A 17,927-nucleotide genomic window follows, 5' to 3' on the forward strand; every position below is an offset into this window, starting at 1 on the left:
CGCTGCAAACCAACGGCGCAACCCTAGCCTCAACCGATTAATGCAACGGTCCCATCATGACCGGTGCTTTATGTCCGAATGGCATTTGGCCTGCACCGGTTTGAACGCTGTCCTCATGGTATGACAATCGTTTGCTCGGGTTTCCAACTGAGCCAGATGTTTTCTCCCTCTGACAGAATTGGAACATCCTGATCGCGCGCGACCATTTTGTAGGTGTGGTCGTCACACTGCACGATGCAGGTTGACGTCGCCCCTGCAAACATCCGCTGAACCAACGTCCCATTGACTTTGTACAGGCCCTCCTGTTCAGGCTCAGTTGCAGAAATGCTCAGGCTTTCGGGACGCACGGCCAAGGCGCTGGCCGTTTCGGCGCCCCGGGGGATCTTGATACTTTGGTTGCCTGACACGTTCAATCTTCCATTCCCATCACTTTCAACAATGATGTTGGCATCGCCCAGAAACTCGGCGGTGAACCGGTCAACCGGGTTGTTATAGACAGAGCGCGGTGGCCCGGACTGAATCATCCGGCCGTCGCGCAGAATGCCAATCTTGTCGGACAGCGTCAGAGCTTCTTCCTGATCGTGGGTCACAAAAATCGTCGTGATCCCTATTTCGTGTTGAATGCGCTTCAACTCAACCTGCATATCCACCCGCAGCGACTTGTCGAGCGCAGAGAGCGGTTCGTCCAGCAGCAGAACGCGCGGATTGGTGACAATGGCCCGCGCCAAGGCCACGCGCTGGCGCTGACCACCGGACAGCTGGTGTGGCTTGCGATCCCCAAGATTGCTCAGTTGCACCAGCTCGAGCGCTTCGCCGACGCGCCGCCGTTCTTCATCGGAGCCAACCTTTCGTACCCGCAACCCAAATCCGACATTGTCCGCAATGCTCATGTTTGGAAACAGCGCATAGTTCTGGAACATCATGCCGATTTCACGCTTTTCAACCGGGATCTGGTCAACCGATTTATCCCCGATGTGGATTGACCCGCGATCTGCAAACAGAAAGCCTGCAATTGTCCGCAGCAGGGTGGTTTTGCCGCTTCCAGAGGGTCCGAGAAGGGCAAAAAATCCACCGTCGGGGAACTCCATCGACACATCATCCAATGCGGTGAACTTCCCGAATTTCTTGGTGAGGTTTTTGACGGAAACTTCAGCCATTAGCGTTCTCCTCCAAAGTTCGAAAAGCGTGCGGCGATCAGCATCACAAGCATGGATACCGATATAATGATGGTCGAGATTGCATTGATCTCAGGCGTAAAGCCTTTGCGGATCGAGGTGTAGATCAGAACCGGCAGGGTGCTGTCGCCGGGTTCGGAAAGAAAGTAGGAAATGACGAACTGGTCAAAGCTGACGGCAAAGGCAAAAAGAGCGCCCGCAATGATCCCGGGAATGATCCAAGGGAAGGTAACGCGCCGCGTCACAGTCCAAGCGTTGGCACCCAGGGAGCGTGCAGCCTCTTCCAACGTGGCGTCAAACGTCGCGAGGCGTGCGCTGACCACGACGATGACATAGGGAATGGCCAAGGCTACATGTCCGATAATCACGGATGGTGTTCCGCGGCCCAGTCCAATGCCAAAGAAGAAAATTAGCATGGCGGTACCGGTAATGAGCCATGGGATTGCGATCGGAGGGTCTGTATGTTTTCGACGCGCTGAGAAAAGAAAACTTGTGCTTTTGTGTGAGAAAACTCAAAGAACGTCCTTATCCGCACAGTTGCGTTCATGGGATAGTATATTTCATGTCTGTGCGAACTTCACCCAAGGAACTCTCTTGGATCGGCTCGGTAGGTGATGACCCAGCCCAGAGATCGAAAATTCAGGTAAGTTTGAGACTTAGCGGATCGCAAACGAGGTTGGCTTGGAGTTTCCCAGCCTCGAGAAGCAGAATTCAAGCCTTCTTTCGTCTATTTGTCACGCTGCCTTTATTTTCAGACCATGGAGCCAATCCGTGTAAGCATTGCCGCTATTCGTCAGACAAATACAGCCATTTACTTCTTCTAACAGCCCCCGCTCTTTTAAGTTAGAGATTCTCTGCGACAAAGACGTTAATATTGATTTCTGAGAAGTCATCCGGCTGTGTAGGTAGCAAAGCTCGCACCATGCGGCTTGTAGTTCTGACCGATCAAGTTGTCCTCGCTCGGAAGCCCAAGATAAAACATGATATAGGCCCTCATAATAATCGACTTCAAAAACCTTGTTGGACCATTCCATGCAAAAAGCTGTCGTCCCACTGTCTTTGGTGTAAATTCCATCCGACAGTGAAAGCAGTTCGTAGCGATTGATCAGAAGATATGCACCATAGATAATCGCTGGGTTCACTGTCTTTTCTGATTCATGCCATATTCGAATAGCAATATCGGCCTCAGAGCCGCTAAGCCTTGCAGCTATCCATTGATCAGGTTTTTTCCAACTCAGCGGGCGCTCCTTGCTACCGGCTTCAAGGAATTTAGCGTCGACAAGTCCTCGAACGTCAGATTTAGCAACGTTCGGTAAGATTCCGAGGAGCTTTCGAACTACACTATACTTTGGGAGCTTCGGGTTTCGCACCAATGGTTCAACAGCTAAGCTGGGGCTGAACAACGTTGCCTCATCAGGAAGACGTTGGGTGCTCAGTTTATTTTCCACAAAGGTTTGCTGCACTCTCATAGTTGCTTTCAAAAAGACTCAGACCGCCTAAATATCGTCCAAGGTTTGAACGTGTTCAACCCAAGACGAACGAGGTACTCCGTAGCTTGTTGTCACGGATCTTGTGGCCCTGCATTTCGCTGCTGGATCGCTGATCCAATAGACACTGTTTGTTTCTTCAGTTTTGAAGTTTTCGATAATTGCGAGAACATATGAGTTCCCCAAGGACGCTGCTTGAAACCACTCTCGTTCAGTCAGGCTGGGAGAGCATTGGTTGACTGAGCTTTTTACTTCGACATGAATGGTGCGTCGCCCCTTTTTTGCAAGTAGATCGTAACCAACTCGTTGACCGCTTACGTCATGAACTTCCCAGCTTGCGTCTCGGAAAGCCTGAGCGACAAATTGTTCGGCAGCCCATCCGTGTGAAGTTTGAGGCGGCCGAGCGGGTGTCCCTCCAAGAATTGGTTCGGGTATGGTATCTGATAACTTCCGCCTGCGAATATTCTGACGCGGATTTTTAATAGTCGTCTTTTCTTCATGAATTACCTCATGACGGCCGACGGAATAGATCTTTGAATCGATGGAATCTTGGGTTGCCAACACTCTCATGTTTGATGGATTGCTTTCATCTTGAATGAAATATGCATCCGCTTCGGCCGCGGTAAAGTTAAAATCAAGTAGGAAATCTGAAACGGTCACATAAGCACCCTTGCCAGAGAAGAGCCCCTCCTCAGAATCATGGTAAATAGCAGATATTAATGGAAAAATAGGAATTCTAGAACCATTCGGTGCAATGTATGGAGCGAAGTTGTCGATATTCTGAAGATCCACGACAGCGTAACCATTGCCCCCTGGATCGATACGAAGCCATTTGCGATGGCTTTCGTTTCGATACTCAGCTCCCGCTGGCGCTAGGGAACAAGATTGTCCAATCCGGTAGCGGCATTTTTCGCGAGGTTGGTTCAAAAAACTTGGGCTTTGCAAATCGGCAGCTGTCGCATAACAACCAACTCCTTTTTGAAGGTTAAAGTTATTGCGCCAGATATTCGACGGATACTTTCTGCCCGGCGGGATAAGTCCCGTTCTGGCAAGGTAACTACCTTCAAATAGCATTAAAACACTATCGTTCGCTGGTTGGCTGGCTTTGGAATAAAGTAGGTCCAGCCGAGCTTGCAAAATTTCTGTCGGCGTAAACATCCCAGAAAATATGCTAGGTGTCTCATTCTGGTAGAATTTCAGCCCAAAGAAAATTTGAGCAAACCGGCCTTTGTATGTGCGTCCACCGGCGGCTGATTTATGCTGCACCAGCTCGTTCAGCGCTATTTGATAAGTCGCTGCGTTTGAAACATCCAGCATTGTTCAGACGAGTTCCTCTTTGAAGCCATGATATAGCTCTGCTGCGTTTATCTCGTCGCGAAAAAAAGCTTGAAGACGGTTCAGCGGGCGAGAAATATAGTCTAAGTCGCTACCATCCTGCGCAGGCTCAATTGGCGGCAAATCAGATATTGCTTCTGAAACGCTTGGCGTTGAAGGGAGCTCCAAGCTCAGCTGCTTACTGTCCCAAGCAGTAACCGGCACTGGCAGAATTGGTAATTTGGCGTCCAACCTGACGCCCAAGAGTAAAACTCTAGTTCGGCGTTGTGGAACGCCATATTCATGCGCACCAATTGTATGCACCTGCACTGAATAGCCCACTTTCTCCAACTCATATCGGATCTGCTTGAGCACAAGTCCGCCTTCCATGCTCTTCAATCCAGGAACATTTTCAAATAGAAACATATCGGGGCGCAGTTCTCGCAAAACCGATGCGTATGAACGAAACAGATGGTTTCGCTCATCATCCATGGATCGCCTATTGCCAGCTGTCGAAAACCCTTGGCACGGGGGACCACCGAGAACTATCAGCGGTTTATTCGCCTTTTGCCTGTTTGAGGAACGCGAGACAAGAGTAGCGCGAACGTCATCACTTCGCAGATCCCCCACCAACGCATCGTTCGATATGTTGTGTTGAAAACTGGAAACGGCTGCTTTGTCTATGTCTACCGCATACAAGTGATTCCATCCTGCCCACTTGAAACCTAGCGACAACCCTCCGCAACCACAAAACAAATCAACGAAAGCCCCAGCTTCTCCCAGACTTCTAGCAATTTGATATGCAAGTAACGGTGGAACCGCATTTCCGATCTGTTTGTTTATTGAGGTCTTGCTTCCACAAAAAATGAAAGAATCCGGAAAAGACTGTAAGCGAGCAGCCTCTCGCTGCGAGATTACCCGATCTTGGGAGTAATGTATGAAACGTCCGTTGCCCGGACGATTGAAATACGTGGAAACTGTGTGCGCCGGTTCATCGTGTCGCATTCTTCCATAGTAAGATGATCTAGAACCCCTACCCTGTTTGTAGCTAAGCCGGATCTGATCAAGACGCTTCGAAGGTATCGTTTCGGGAATATCTTTCCAATTTCCTCCAGGAGGAACAGAAAGTACCATTTTCAAGTCTAGGTCACTTAATGTGGCGCTGTAGTGATTTGGGATCATTGCTCATTCCACAGCTTGCGAATGAGGTTGGTGTCAAGTTCATTGCAGCTAGCGCGCGTAAGCACTTGCATAAACGAAATGAACGCGTCTTCGGATAATTTGAACAATTTGGCAACGGCTATGTCTGCTCGAGTTTCCGCGTGCTGCCTTTGTTCAAAAACACCTGTCGCGAAGGAGGCAAGCCTTTCTATGTCTTTGATTTGAAGTTGCGGAATTCGAGTGTTGCGAACAACGCCGAGAGAGACATGTGACGTTGTCAACAACCCTCTGATTTGCACCTCCATCACTGATGAGTTCAACAATGTCAAAAGTCCCAGAAGAGACTTTTTGGAATGCTGACGCAAATGTAAGACGTGCAGTGAATTTCCGGTCACCCAACCTGGCGGAATGATTGTGGCCTGCATTCGGCGGATTTGGCTTGGACGGGAAACATCACGCCAAACAATTCTAGGAAACTGCGAAGACTTCGGTACTACAAGTTCTCTAAGAAAGGCTTGAGGCGATTCAGGAAACTTATATCGGTCTACCATGCGTCCCTTTATGAAGGGGTGGACGCCAGCGTCGCCCAGTTTACTTGCGATACCTGTTTCGTCAATTTCCCTACCCATCCAAATGCCGAGTTCCTGATCGTTGTTTTCAAGACTTCCAAGCGTGGGTAGGCCATCCAGCATAGACTCAATTTCCATTCCAGAAAATCCGATTTGAAATGGTATGTTGACTAATCTTCTATTTTGGATGCTCGAATTAGAAATCTTTCCTGTTTCGCAGTCGCCGTGTCTGTCGAAAAGTCTCAAATCAAACTGAACTTCGCGTTTTGACTTGGTCGCGGACACCGATACGAAGGACTGGTCAACGTCGGGGAAGCTTTTGAGTTCCGCAGGAAAATAATTCACTTCCCGCAGTGAGGCGTTTTCAAAAATCCACTTCCTGAGACTCAAAGAGTTTTGGTCGCAAAACAAACTCGCAGGAACAATGATCCCCAAAGCTCCATCACTTTTGAGAAGCGAAATACTCAATTCCGTGCCGACCCTTGAGATATTTGTACCCCAACCAGAAAACTTTCTTTCTGGTTGAGATTGTGGAAACTCAGTTGCGTAAAACTCATCTTCTCGGCGTAGAGCAGAAATCAACCGCGCCTTCTCTGCAGAGGACAAATGAGCTAGTTCGCGGCGATCTGGCTTTAGTGCTTCCCAGGGCGGGTTGGTAACGCATACGTCGAATTTTTCCTTAAAATTAAGGCCTATCCGAAAGGCATCTCCAACTTCAGCCGTAATGTCGGCGCGAAGTTTGTTTGTTTGGATAAGTCGCGATATGTTCTTCTGGGCATCGGCTACCGCTTTTTCGTCGCAATCCCAAACATGAATATCAAGCTTTTCCAGCTTAGCTAATCGACAGGCATTCTCTTCAAGGAAAGCGCAAATTAGGCGCCCGTCTCCGCAAAACGGATCAATGATTGCCGCGCATTTCTTCCAAGAAACGTTCTTCGATACAGCCTTTGCAAGAGGTGATCCGATGTGGCTCGGAGTGTAGAAACGGCCCGACAGTCTCTGTGAGAGCGTCTTCTTGGCATACTCCGGTGACTTATCTGAGGTTCTAAGCTTTGTTAGGACGTCGTTCATTATTAGCTGCTCGCGAGCGTTCTATTTTGATTTTTCCATACTCTGGCCCAGCCTAGCTGCTAAAGAAGAAGTGTGCCACAGCATTCGCTCACACAGCGCGAACATTAGATGGGTCAGTCGGCAACGTTTGACTCCAAGTTAATATTGAGGTCGGTCCACCTCAGATTCAAAACTGCGACGCTTGCAATCTGATCACCTCTCAGCTCAAAAAAAACCGTGCCTTTGCACTGACCCCATTATTTTTTGCACGTTCGACTGATAGCTGCAGTACATATTAGCGCCAGCGCGCTATTGCACTAAATTGGAGGTTTGAGTGTTTTGCTTACGGCTGTTGCGCCGTTTTGTACACGCGTGCGGCGGTTCAGTTGGATAACCTAATTTGGCTGTAGGTTTGGGGCTATTCTGGGTGATAGTTGATTGCAGAAGCTCTGACCGCTTGAAGTTCTGATAACGCAATTCTCCTTGAGGGCTGCCAAAATTGATTAAGCTTTCAACCGTCTATGGATTATTGCGATCAATCACTACCGTCGCGTCTGACCCAACAGTCAAAAAGTCCAGATACCCCGCGCTTGGCATGCGTGGGGTATAAACAAAATTGCGCTGCGTCCGGGTAAGGCCGGGGGGTGGGGTGCGACATTCCGACTCAATCGGGTATCGGGTGGGCGAACCCGCAGGCGATTTGATTTTAGTGGCAGATCAGGGGCAGGAAAACATTGGCGAGAATTTATTCAATGTTTTCAGTACTGTCGGGCGACACATAGTTTTGCCATTTGGCGACATCTAAGTAATTGATTTTATGCAAACTTGGTTTTCTGAAGCGCGCAAACTTTGCCATTTGCGACTCAAAGGCTTTCCATCAAATCAGAATGGTCAAAATGCTGCGACCAGTCTTCAGTGCTACTTCTATAACTGAGCCTTCTATGTTTGATTGACACCAACCAAATCAGAATAAGAACGCTCACCGCGAGTGATTTGGCGTTTGAGGGTGTTCGTTGCTGCTTTTACTTTACCCTCGCCCAATAGCGATGTGATCGCTTGATGTTCCTTAAAAGATTTCGTCGTTCGATTGGAACGCTTGGACAGATGTGTCCGCATAGTTTGGACGATATCACTGACTTTTTGATATCCATCCCGCAGATAACTGTTTCCGCAGGACCTGAAAAACGCGTCGTGAAACTCGGCGTCAAGTTCCAAGTACTGCTCGAATTCATCCGCTTCCTGCGCTTCTGACATCTTAGAAACAATTGTAGCCAGCTCATTGATCAGAACCGACGGGTTCTTTTCAAGCGACTGCTCCAAAGCTGCGGATTCTAGGATGAGCCGATACTGGCAAAGCTGCACCACGTCCTTTTGAGAAAGAGAGAATACAAAGGCTCCTCGATGAGGAAATATCTGAACGAGCCCCTGAAGATTCAAAGCCGATAGCGCTTCGCGAATCGGAGTTTTACTGATGCCCATGGCATTTGACAGCTTCACTTCCGGCAACGATTCACCCAATTGAAACGTGCCATTGATTATGCCTTTTCGGATATGCTCTTCAGCAGTTTTACTCAACGAATCCGGGCGCTTAATCTGCAAAATCTCGGTCATTTTCACTTCGTCCTATTTCGTCTCCCTAACACAATAACACATGTAAGCTTGATTTCTATATTATATCTGATATCTCAGATAATAGATCGTAAAAAATAAAGTCCGTGGGAGAATACCTTGTTCAAAAAATCAACATTGGCGCTTGGCGTCGTCATGTCAGCCGGGCTTGCTTTTGCAGCATCCGCTGAAACAGTCATTAAGGTTGGGCATGGCGCAGCAGAAGCGTTTCATATGCATCGCGCGCTACTGAAATTTGAAGAACTGGTCGAAGCTGGCTCGAATGGTGAGATCGACGTACAGATATTCCCTTCGTCGCAGATGGGCCCTGATCGCGAGATGATCGAAGGTGTTCAAACCGGCGTTCTGGAAATGGCCATTCCTCCTTCCTCTTTCTTCGCGGGCTGGGATCCGGCTTTTGCAGTAATTGAACTGCCTTACATGTATTCCTCCAAGGACATCGCCTTTGATGTTCTTGATGGTGATGCTGGTGATGGCATGCTTGCACGGGTCGAAAACCAGGGATTGGTAGGTCTTGGCTGGCTTGAATTGGGTGTACGCAATGTGACCAACAATGTCCGTCCGGTTGCAACCCCCGCAGATCTCGAGGGTGTCAAGCTACGTACCATGAAGGTTCCGGCGCATGTGGCGACATTCGAAACGCTCGGAGCCAACCCGACGCCAATGAACTTTGGTGAGGTCTATTCTGCTCTCCAGCAAGGCGTGATCGACGGCCAGGAAAACCCACTGGCGATCATTACCTCACAGCGTTTCTACGAGGTGCAGAAATACCTTTCGACCACGGGCCATGTCTTTGCGGTCTATATGCCCGTCATCTCCAAACCGTTCTTTGACTCGCTGTCCGCAGAGCATCAGCAACTGGTGCGGGACTCGATGGCCGCCGCACGTGACTATCAGGCGGAACTGGTCGCAAGCGAAGATGCGGAACAGCTGGAACAGATCCGTGCTGCTGGTGTCGAGGTTCTGGAACTGACTGCCGAGCAGCGACAGGCCTTTGCCGACAAAACCGAAAGCGTCCGTCTGCAGTATCGCGACGAGGTTGGCGCTGAAGCCTATGACGACTGGGTAGCAGCGGTTTCCGCAGCGAGCGGAAGCTGACCCTCGGACTACTCAGCCAATACGGGCACCCGTGCCATTAAGGTTCGGGTGCCCCTTTCGTTCAAGGGGAGGTGAACGGTGTCGGTTATCAAATGGATCGATATGAATGCCGAAAAGGTCTTAGCCAGTGCACTTTTGGCCGCGATTGTCTTGTTGATCTTTGGCAATGTGTTCATGCGCTACATTCTGAATGCCTCTCTTTCATGGGGCGAAGAGCTAACGCTTTGGCTGTTTGTATGGTTTGTCTGGCTTGGCGTCAGCTATGCATTCCACACAGGCGATCATGTGCGTATCACGGTCCTGCGTGATGTCCTGAGCGAGCGCGCAAGGCTTTACGCGGATGTTGTGATCGCGCTTCTTGTCCTTGGATTTCTGATCGTTCTGACAATTGAATGCATCAAGCTGATCCGACAGCCTTTTGTGGCCAGCCAGACGTCAGTCGTTTTGGGACTACCGATCCCAATCCTTTATGCTTCGGCGCCGATTGGCGCAGGCCTGTCCGCGATCCGCGTCACTCAGCATCTGATCCGAACCCTGCGCCAGATCGCAGGGACCAAAGCGTGAGGAACCCGGCATGCTTGCAACAACGCTCTTCCTGACGCTTTTCGCCCTTCTGCTCTTCAGCGTGCCAATTGGCATCTGTCTGGGCCTAGCCACCATGATCGTGATGGTCTTTGTGGATGGCACGCCACCCATGGTTCTTTTGGCACGCTCCGTGGTAACAGGCGCGGACTCATTTCCCCTGATTGCTGTTCCCTTGTTCATCCTCGCTGGCGACCTAATGCAGCACGGCGGAATGTCTCGCCGACTGGTTGGATTTGCCAATGCGCTGATCGGTCATATCCGGGGTGGGCTGGCTTATGTGAACGTGCTCGCCTGTGTGTTTTTTGCCGCCATATCCGGCTCATCTCCTGCGACCGTAGCCGCCATCGGGTCGAACATGATCCCAGAGATGGAAAAGGTCGGCTATACGCGCAAATTCAGCGGCGCATTGACAGCATCCTCAGGAATGATCGGTGTAATGATCCCGCCAAGTATTCCCTTCATCATCTATGGTGTTACTGCTGAAGTTTCGATCGGCAAACTGTTTCTTGCAGGCGTTGTTCCCGGAATCCTTTTTGCCCTCATGTTCATGTTGGTCGCTCGTGTTCTGCTGCGAAAGGACGAGGTTGTTCAGCAATCGACGACTACGTTCTCAGGCCCGGGCGTCTGGCAGAGCTTCCGGTCTTCCATCTGGGCGCTATTGGTACCGGTAATTATCCTTGGGGGCATCTACAGCGGTATCTTCACCCCAACCGAAGCCGGTGCCGTGGCCGTAGTCTATGCCGCTTTCATCGGCATATTCGTCTATGGCGACATCACCCTCAAGGACCTGCCAGAGGTTTTGGCGGGCAGTGCAAAGACCAGCGGGACCATTCTGATATTGGTGATCATGGCGACCGCCTTTGGCAGGTTGATCACGCTCGCAAGAATCCCGACAGAACTCGCAACAACGATCACCGGCCTGTCCGACAACCCAATCATCATCCTGTTGCTGATCAATCTGCTGTTGTTGGTGATCGGAATGTTCATGGAGACGATTTCGTCGATCATCATCATGACGCCGATCCTGCTGCCGGTTGCAACCGCGCTGGGTGTCGATCCGATCGTTTTTGGTGTCATCTTGACGGTCAACCTGGCCATTGGGTTCTGCACGCCGCCATTGGGTGTGAACCTGTTCGTGGCCAGCAGCATTTCGAAGGTTTCCATCGAAAGCCTAAGCCGGGCGATCCTGCCATTCTTTGTCGGCATGCTGATCTTGTTGATGTTCATCACCTATGTGCCCGCAATTTCCTTGGCCCTGCCATCCCTTTGGTGACCGACTGAGGAGCTTCAAACGTTAGACAACGAACAGAGGACCCGGATGGATCTGGACCTTTCCCACCCGTCGATAGAAGACCTTCGGAAAACCGCACAAAAGCGCATTCCGAAGTTTGCCTTCGAATACCTCGACAGCGCGACCGGCCGGGAGCTGGGGTTGAAGGTCAACCGGGACGCACTTGATGCCATCGGATTCATGCCGCGTGTACTATGCGGCCGAACAAAGGCCGACCTGCAGACTACATTGATGGGTCAAACTTACGATCTGCCATTCGGGATAGCACCGGTAGGCATGTCCGGCCTAATGTGGGCAGGAGCAGAGCGGATGCTTGCAAAGGCAGCGGTTGCTCACAATATTCCGTTTTCGTTGTCCAGCGTGGCGGTTGCTTCACCGGAAGATGTGGCACCTTACATTGGCAAAAACGGATGGTTTCAGCATTACCCGGTGAACTCCGCCGATCTGCGCCGCGCGATGCTGCCGAGGATTAAGGCAGCGGGATTTCATACGCTGATTATCACGGTGGACGTTCCAGAAGAGAGCCGGCGCGAACGACAGCGCCGCGCCAATCTGACGGTGCCTCCAAAAGCTGACCTGCGCACGCTGACTGAAATGGCATCACGACCCGCCTGGTGCCTTGCACATCTGCGCGAGGGCATCATGCCACGTATGCGGTTCTTTGACGATTACGTCCCGACCCGCGGACGAGAAAGTTTTACCCATGCAGGCGCTCTGATCCGTGGGATTCCAGATTGGGACTACCTGCGCGAACTACGGCAGGAATGGAAGGGTCACCTGATCGTCAAGGGTGTTCTGCGGCCGGAGGACGCGCAAAAAATGGTGGCCGACGGCGTGGATTGCATCTGGGTCTCAAACCACTCCGGGCGTCAATTCGAAGCCGGACCCGCTGTGATTGACCAACTCCCGAACATCCGCGAAGCAGTCGGAACAAATGTGCCACTGATCTACGACTCTGGCGTGGCCTGGGGATTGGACATCATGCGCGCACTGGCGAAAGGTGCAGATTTCGTCATGGTCGGACGCGCCTTTCAATATGCCGTTGCAGCGTTCGGAGCACGAGGGGTCGACCATCTCGTTCACATCCTGAAGGCTGACATTGAGGCCAACATGAGCCAGCTCGGCAGCGAAAACCTCGGCAGTCTGGCAGAGCACCTTCTGAGAACTGGCTGATCGGCGCTTGCGGCGCGTGGCGTATCACGCAGGCGCGTTGTCACCCTCGTCAATCAGCCCCTTGACGATCAGATCCGCGGTTGAGCGCGAACATGCCATTGGCAGATCATACACTGTTGCGAGACGGGTCAGAGCCTTAACGTCGACATCATGTGGCATGGGCGACAGAGGGTCGACGAAGAAAATCAGTGCATCCAGTTTCTCTTCACAGATCATAGCGCCGATCTGTTGGTCGCCTCCGAGTGGTCCACTTTTCAGGCAGGTCACATCCAGTTCTGGATAGGTTTGCTTGATGCGACTGCCGGTGGTCCCAGTCGAAAAGATTTGTACTCTGGACAGGCGAGCCAATTGCAGACCCACCCAATCAACGATTTCGTCCTTTCGCGCATCATGAGCTACTAGCGCGAAACGCGGCGCGTCACCGGATAAATTGTTCAACGTAGTCTTCTCCAAGTCCTACTTCCGCAAAGTGTTTTCGGCACAGATCAATCTTGGTAAAGACATCTTCGTAGCCAGTGACCTTGCCCCACGGATCAACATAGCACATCACGCCATTGACCTGAAAATATGTGACCATCTCTTCGACATCGTCCGGGACGACCAAAGTATGTGTCTCGCCCGGCGGCTCAAAGACATATCCCCCTTCTTCCGCCACCCAATCATGTTCCAGATAATGCCAACGTCCTTTCAGGACAAAGCCGTGGACAGGTTGCGGATGGCGGTGCCGCGAAAGAACTCCAGCTTTGCGCACTTTGAGAAGGTTCATCCAATAGCCTTGCGAGCGGTTCAGACAGAGCGGCCGGAACCAGACGTTTTCGGCCTGCGGAACCCATAGCCTGTCGTCCTCACTCATCGCGTTCGGGATAACGATTTCTTCTTGCGCATCCTTGGGGAACGGCAATTGATAAGGCATTCGGGCGGTGTCGTCGTCATTCATTGATTTTCCTCACATAGCGAGATAGCCGCCATCGACCGGATAGATCGATCCGGTCACAAAGCCGGCGTTTTCACTCAAAAGCCACTGCACAAGCGCGCCGACCTCTTCGGGTTTTCCCCAGCGTTTCATAGGCGTACGCGCCATGATCCCCGCTGTTCTTTCAGGGTCTTCCCGAAGGCCCTGGGTCATCTCTGTCTCAATCCAACCCGGCGCGATGGCATTGACCCGGATACCGTCTTCGGCCCAGCGACCTGCGAGCGCCTTGGTCAACTGTGCCACGCCGCCCTTAGAAGCGGAATACGCCGGAACCAAAGGCCCACCAAAGGTACTGAGCATAGAGGCGGTGTTGACGATGGCCCCACTCGCTTCAGCCAACAATGGATGCGCGGCAAGACAGCAGCGCATGGTGCCTGTCAGATTCACATCTAGCACCTTGGCGAAGACGTCGATGTCATATTCTTCGCCACGCAAAAGAATACCTGCGCAGTTCACCAAGGCATCGAAACCCGTGAGTTCGCCGAATACATCATTGATGGACGTCTGGTCGGTGACATCCAAGAGCTGCACCTTTAACCCGTCCTGAGGCTCGAATGCATCCAATTCGGATTGGGAGGCGGATGCGGCAATGACGGACCAACCTGCGTCTGCCAACGACCGTGCAACACCCGCACCAATCCCTCGCGTACCGCCCGTTACAAGGGCCTGTTTCATCCAAGTTCCTCCAATACACTGGTGAAGGCGCGCGCGCGCCTGCCGATATCATCCAATGTATAGCTCGGTTTGAACAGCGCGGAGCCCAGCCCATATCCATCTGCACCCGCAGCATGATACGACGCCATCGTATCCGGCGTTATGCCACCTACCGCAGCGACGACTGCGTCTGCAGGCAATACGGCGCGCATAGCCGCTATGGCAGCGGGGGGCACCATTTCCGCCGGAAAGAATTTGAGCACCGAGGCTCCGATATCCAATGCCGTAAAGGCCTCGGAGGGGGTCATGACGCCCGGACACCAATACAGACCCCGTGCGACAGCCGCGCGCCCGACGTTCGGGTTCATATTAGGCGACACGATGATCCGCCCGCCTGCATCTGCGACTGCCCCGACCTGATCCGTAGTCAACACTGTGCCAGCGCCGACTATGGCTTGAGCGCCATGTTTCGTAACGATCTGCGCAATCGATTCCTGCGGGTCCGGTGAGTTGAGCGGCACTTCAATAATCCGAAACCCGGCATCGAAGAGCACATCAGACACCGGGCGCGCATTTTCTGGTGCCAGCCCCCGCAAAATCGCAATCAGCGGGTTCTCAGCAAGAGCTGCGGTGAGGTCAATCATCCGACCAACCCCGCAGCGCGAGCAATCAGAAAATGCCCTTTCGCAACGATATCATCTGGCGCGCGACGGCTGTCGAAACCAGCAGTTCGAAGCGCTATTTCGTATCGGTCGGACAAGTCGCTGCGTCCAACAACAGTGATCGTGCCGACGTCTTTTACTTCGCCGGTCGCGGCAGCAACCTCGGTCCCGATCAACAAGCCCGACAAGTAGTCGGCCGTGGCAACCTTTGGGATTTTGCCCATGAGAGGAAGCGTCCGAACATGAAACAGGCTGTGCAGCAGGTTCGACTCACCACTGAGGCCCGCCTTGACGCCCATCACGAATGCGCCTTCGCTGAAGGCGTCCTCCTTCATCAAGGTGCCAAGGATCGTGTGTTCTTTCAGCGCCGAAAAGATCTCACCTGTCATGTAGGTCGAGAAATCCACGATCTTCCCATCCGCAACCTTAACCCATTTGCTGTGCGTTCCTGGCATCACAAACATACCTTCGCTCAAGCCTAGTGAAGATGCCCCGATAATCTGAGTCTCCTCGCCGCGCATTACGTCCGGTCCTCCGGCATGTTCTGTCGAAGCACCTGTCACAAAATGAATGCGCGCTCCGTTGGCCGCTTCGTGCGGGACCAACGCTCGCGCAAGACCGCCAGCACCCAGCGGCATTTCAGCGTATTGCGTTTCTACCCAGCCATTGCGGCTGGTGATCATGCCAGATGCCAGGATCGGCAGGTTAGCCTTGGCGACCCAAGGGCCGATGAGACGATCAAGGACCGCCTCAAAGGTTTGTCCCGCAACCTGCATGATACCTTCAGGCGACGAGACCCCATCGATCACGTCGCCCTCCGCACCAATTAGAAATGCACGAAACGATGAAGTGCCCCAATCTACGCCGATCAGCGCTGGCTCAGATGCGACCGAATTCATTTAGCAGATCCTCAACGGTTTTGCCTTGGGCCACCCATTTACGGGTTTCCTCCTCACGGTCAGCTTGCTCTTGAGCAAGGCGCACGGTTTCTTCGGCAATTTCCTGTGGAACCACGACGACGCCCATAAGATCAGCTACAATGAAATCTCCGGGGTTTACCACGACGCCCCCACAGGCGATTGGCACATTGATCGAAAGTTCTTCTTTACGTTCCGAGAACATCGTGTGCGTTCCGCGCGGCGTGATCGCGCGCGTCCAGATTGGCCAATTGATGTCTTCCAGCTCATCTGTGTCGCGCCCGGTGCCATCAACGATCATGCCGCGGATGCCACGGTTCTTAGCCAGGCCACCCATGAGGCCGCCACAGACTGACGTTTGGCGATCACCACCCGCGTCCACGACGATCACGTCCCCGGGTTGTCCCATTTCAAGCGCTCGCAATGGGTCGACCAGATCACCTTTTGAAAGCTGGACCGTCACGGCCTGGCCAGTCACCTTGGCGCGGAAAGCGGGCTTGATGGCGCTGTCCATCACGCCTGTTCGGTACTGCACATCCGCAAAAATGGCAGCAGCGGAGTACGCCTCCAACACCTTGTCGAATTTTTTGAGAAGTTCCGGGTTTCTTTCAAAATCATTAAAAACCCTAAGGTCCGTGCTGACGTCTGGCATTCTTGTCTCCTGTTATGCGGTAGATACGGCCAATGCGTCGGCATTGACTGTGTAGTCGGGGTTTTGTCCTGTCAGGACCTTGGCCACTTGCGTAGCCGCGGTAACCCGCGCTGCGTGTATCGATTCCTCGGAATAGTAGGCGGCATGTGGTGTTACGAGGACGTTGGGCAGTGTGAACAACGGGTTGTCATCAGGCGTCCAGTTGGCGCGCTTTGCCGGCTCTTCTTCGGGGTCGTCGAGCCCTGCAGCGGCCAAATGGCCTTCGGTCAGCGCCCGGAACAGGGCTTTGTTGTCGACCGTTGGTCCGCGTCCAGTGTTCACGAGTATCGCGCCGGGTTTCATGACCGAGAATTCGGCATCCGACAAAAAGTGATGCGTGTTCGGCGTCATCGGCGCCTGCATCAGGATATAGTCGGACCTCGCTAACAATTCGGGCTTGCTCACCAGCTCGACCCCAATCTTCGCGGCGACTTCTCTTGGCAAATACGGGTCGTAAGCGATGACCGTAACTCCGAAAGATTGCGCCCGCGCAACGATGGCTTGCCCGATTTTACCCAGCGAAACGACACCCATCGTCCGCCCACGCAACCGATAGACCGGCTGCCCGCTTTGCCACTGCCAGACCCCTGCATGAGTGGCCCGATCATAGTCGGGCAACTTGCGCGCCAAGGTCAGCCAAAGGGCAATCGCGTGATCGGCAACTTCCTCGGTGCAATAGTTTTGCACGTTGGTAACGAGGATGCCTTTTTCCGTTGCTGTGCCGACATCCACGATATCTACGCCTACGCCATAACGCGCGATGACCTCGCAGTTCCGCATCCGCGAAATCGTTTCCTTCCCGATCCGGGCATATTGGTTCATCATCGCTGCGCAATGCGGCGCGACATCGAACAGGTCTTCCTGGCGCTTGGCCTGAAGCGCAATCACCTCGGCTCCCGCGGCTTCCAGGATTTCCGTCTCAACGGCAACATCACCAAAGTCGTAATCGGTTATCACGACCTTGGGTTTGTCCGTTCTGGGGGAAAAGTCGGCGCGATCAGTCATAAGCACCCGCCGAATAGGTCAATTCGTACGAGTGGCTGTAGAGCTCGAAGATGTTGCCAAACGGGTCTTCCATATAGACCATGCGATAGGGCTTTTCACCTGGGTAATACTTGCGCACTTGGCTCATGCGCTGGCGCCCGCCCAGGTCTTCGATAACCTTGATGCGGCCTTCCAGATCCTCGTCCTGTACGCAGAAGTGAAACAAGCCACGCCGCCAATATTCGAACGGGCGTTCTTCTTCGACGGTCTTCGGGAACTCAAACAATTCAATGCCAACACCGTCGCCCATTGACAAGTGCGCGATGCGGAAGCTTCCCCAACCTTCCCCAAACACATCGTCGCACATCTGACCGATGGCGCTTTCGTCATGCAGGATTTCAGTTGGTTCCATCAGCACGTACAGGCCGAACGCCTTGGAATAGAACTCCACGGCTTTTTCCAGGTCGGGAACTGTGATGCCGATGTGAGAGAAAGTGAGAGCGGCCATGTAGGG

The 17,927-nt window shown here is 52.6% G+C and carries 19 protein-coding genes; 4 read left to right on the plus strand and 15 right to left on the minus strand.

Translation table 11 applies throughout. The features are described from left to right. Positions 1 to 113 precede the first annotated feature (113 nt). The 7 genes from DHN12_RS21045 to DHN12_RS21075 all read right to left on the minus strand — a co-directional run bounded on the left by DHN12_RS21045 (position 114) and on the right by DHN12_RS21075 (position 8,367). Positions 114 to 1,157: an ABC transporter ATP-binding protein gene (locus tag DHN12_RS21045; RefSeq protein ID WP_108861933.1), complete on the minus strand. Its 1,044-nt coding sequence runs from the start codon at positions 1,155 to 1,157 to the stop codon at positions 114 to 116. Continuing rightward, entirely contained in the window at positions 1,157 to 1,624 is a 468-nt protein-coding gene (locus DHN12_RS21050) for an ABC transporter permease (protein ID WP_306418421.1), read from the minus strand. Before DHN12_RS21050 ends, DHN12_RS21045 begins: the two co-directional genes overlap by 1 nt. Before the next feature lie 285 nt (positions 1,625 to 1,909). Then, positions 1,910 to 2,638, minus strand: a complete 729-nt coding sequence (locus DHN12_RS21055) for a hypothetical protein (protein WP_159090107.1) — start codon at positions 2,636 to 2,638, stop codon at positions 1,910 to 1,912. A 33-nt stretch (positions 2,639 to 2,671) separates the two neighbouring features. Further along, positions 2,672 to 3,979 (minus strand): DUF3883 domain-containing protein, encoded by a 1,308-nt coding sequence (locus DHN12_RS21060; RefSeq protein ID WP_108861935.1) that lies wholly within the window; start codon positions 3,977 to 3,979, stop codon positions 2,672 to 2,674. 3 nt (positions 3,980 to 3,982) lie between these two features. Further along, positions 3,983 to 5,158: a DNA (cytosine-5-)-methyltransferase gene (gene dcm / locus DHN12_RS21065; RefSeq protein ID WP_108861936.1), complete on the minus strand. Its 1,176-nt coding sequence runs from the start codon at positions 5,156 to 5,158 to the stop codon at positions 3,983 to 3,985. After that, entirely contained in the window at positions 5,155 to 6,777 is a 1,623-nt protein-coding gene (locus tag DHN12_RS21070; RefSeq protein ID WP_108861937.1) for an Eco57I restriction-modification methylase domain-containing protein, read from the minus strand. The genes dcm and DHN12_RS21070 overlap by 4 nt, the downstream gene beginning before the upstream one ends. 918 nt (positions 6,778 to 7,695) lie before the next feature. After that, complete coding sequence (locus tag DHN12_RS21075) at positions 7,696 to 8,367, minus strand: GntR family transcriptional regulator (RefSeq protein WP_108861938.1); 672 nt, start codon at positions 8,365 to 8,367, stop codon at positions 7,696 to 7,698. Between the two features lie 117 nt (positions 8,368 to 8,484). Here DHN12_RS21075 and DHN12_RS21080 point away from each other — a divergent pair, with 117 nt between their 5' ends. The 4 genes from DHN12_RS21080 to DHN12_RS21095 all read left to right on the plus strand — a co-directional run bounded on the left by DHN12_RS21080 (position 8,485) and on the right by DHN12_RS21095 (position 12,532). Then, on the plus strand, positions 8,485 to 9,483 hold the full coding sequence (locus tag DHN12_RS21080) for a TRAP transporter substrate-binding protein (RefSeq protein ID WP_108861939.1): 999 nt from the start codon (positions 8,485 to 8,487) through the stop codon (positions 9,481 to 9,483). Positions 9,484 to 9,561: 78 nt separating this feature from the next. Further along, entirely contained in the window at positions 9,562 to 10,047 is a 486-nt protein-coding gene (locus DHN12_RS21085) for a TRAP transporter small permease (protein ID WP_108861940.1), read from the plus strand. A gap of 10 nt (positions 10,048 to 10,057) precedes the next feature. After that, positions 10,058 to 11,341, plus strand: a complete 1,284-nt coding sequence (locus DHN12_RS21090) for a TRAP transporter large permease (RefSeq protein ID WP_108861941.1) — start codon at positions 10,058 to 10,060, stop codon at positions 11,339 to 11,341. A 45-nt stretch (positions 11,342 to 11,386) separates the two neighbouring features. Next, a complete protein-coding gene (locus DHN12_RS21095) occupies positions 11,387 to 12,532 on the plus strand; it encodes an alpha-hydroxy acid oxidase (protein WP_108861942.1) in 1,146 nt (381 codons plus the stop codon). Between the two features lie 24 nt (positions 12,533 to 12,556). On the opposite strand, the gene DHN12_RS21100 is transcribed toward DHN12_RS21095, so the two are convergent. The 8 genes from DHN12_RS21100 to DHN12_RS21135 are packed head-to-tail and all read right to left on the minus strand — an operon-like array spanning position 12,557 to position 17,921. Further along, entirely contained in the window at positions 12,557 to 12,970 is a 414-nt protein-coding gene (locus tag DHN12_RS21100) for a methylglyoxal synthase (protein WP_108861943.1), read from the minus strand. After that, entirely contained in the window at positions 12,951 to 13,469 is a 519-nt protein-coding gene (locus DHN12_RS21105; protein ID WP_050606110.1) for a 2,4'-dihydroxyacetophenone dioxygenase family protein, read from the minus strand. The genes DHN12_RS21100 and DHN12_RS21105 overlap by 20 nt, the downstream gene beginning before the upstream one ends. A gap of 9 nt (positions 13,470 to 13,478) precedes the next feature. Continuing rightward, positions 13,479 to 14,180 carry an SDR family NAD(P)-dependent oxidoreductase gene (locus tag DHN12_RS21110; RefSeq protein WP_108861944.1) on the minus strand — a complete coding sequence of 234 codons (702 nt, stop codon included), beginning with the start codon at positions 14,178 to 14,180 and terminating at the stop codon, positions 13,479 to 13,481. After that, the gene (locus DHN12_RS21115; protein ID WP_108861945.1) at positions 14,177 to 14,803 is read right to left on the minus strand and encodes a 2-dehydro-3-deoxy-6-phosphogalactonate aldolase; all 627 of its coding nucleotides are present in this window, start codon (positions 14,801 to 14,803) and stop codon (positions 14,177 to 14,179) included. Before DHN12_RS21115 ends, DHN12_RS21110 begins: the two co-directional genes overlap by 4 nt. Continuing rightward, positions 14,800 to 15,720 carry a 2-dehydro-3-deoxygalactonokinase gene (locus tag DHN12_RS21120; RefSeq protein ID WP_108861946.1) on the minus strand — a complete coding sequence of 307 codons (921 nt, stop codon included), beginning with the start codon at positions 15,718 to 15,720 and terminating at the stop codon, positions 14,800 to 14,802. The genes DHN12_RS21115 and DHN12_RS21120 overlap by 4 nt, the downstream gene beginning before the upstream one ends. Beyond that, entirely contained in the window at positions 15,701 to 16,390 is a 690-nt protein-coding gene (locus DHN12_RS21125) for an RraA family protein (RefSeq protein WP_108861947.1), read from the minus strand. The genes DHN12_RS21120 and DHN12_RS21125 overlap by 20 nt, the downstream gene beginning before the upstream one ends. A gap of 12 nt (positions 16,391 to 16,402) precedes the next feature. Beyond that, on the minus strand, positions 16,403 to 17,434 hold the full coding sequence (locus DHN12_RS21130) for a C-terminal binding protein (protein ID WP_108861948.1): 1,032 nt from the start codon (positions 17,432 to 17,434) through the stop codon (positions 16,403 to 16,405). Then, on the minus strand, positions 17,427 to 17,921 hold the full coding sequence (locus DHN12_RS21135) for a lactoylglutathione lyase family protein (RefSeq protein ID WP_108861949.1): 495 nt from the start codon (positions 17,919 to 17,921) through the stop codon (positions 17,427 to 17,429). Before DHN12_RS21135 ends, DHN12_RS21130 begins: the two co-directional genes overlap by 8 nt. Positions 17,922 to 17,927: the final 6 nt, after the last annotated feature.

The organism is Ruegeria sp. Alg231-54 (genome assembly GCF_900143525.1).
GTDB lineage: Bacteria > Pseudomonadota > Alphaproteobacteria > Rhodobacterales > Rhodobacteraceae > Ruegeria.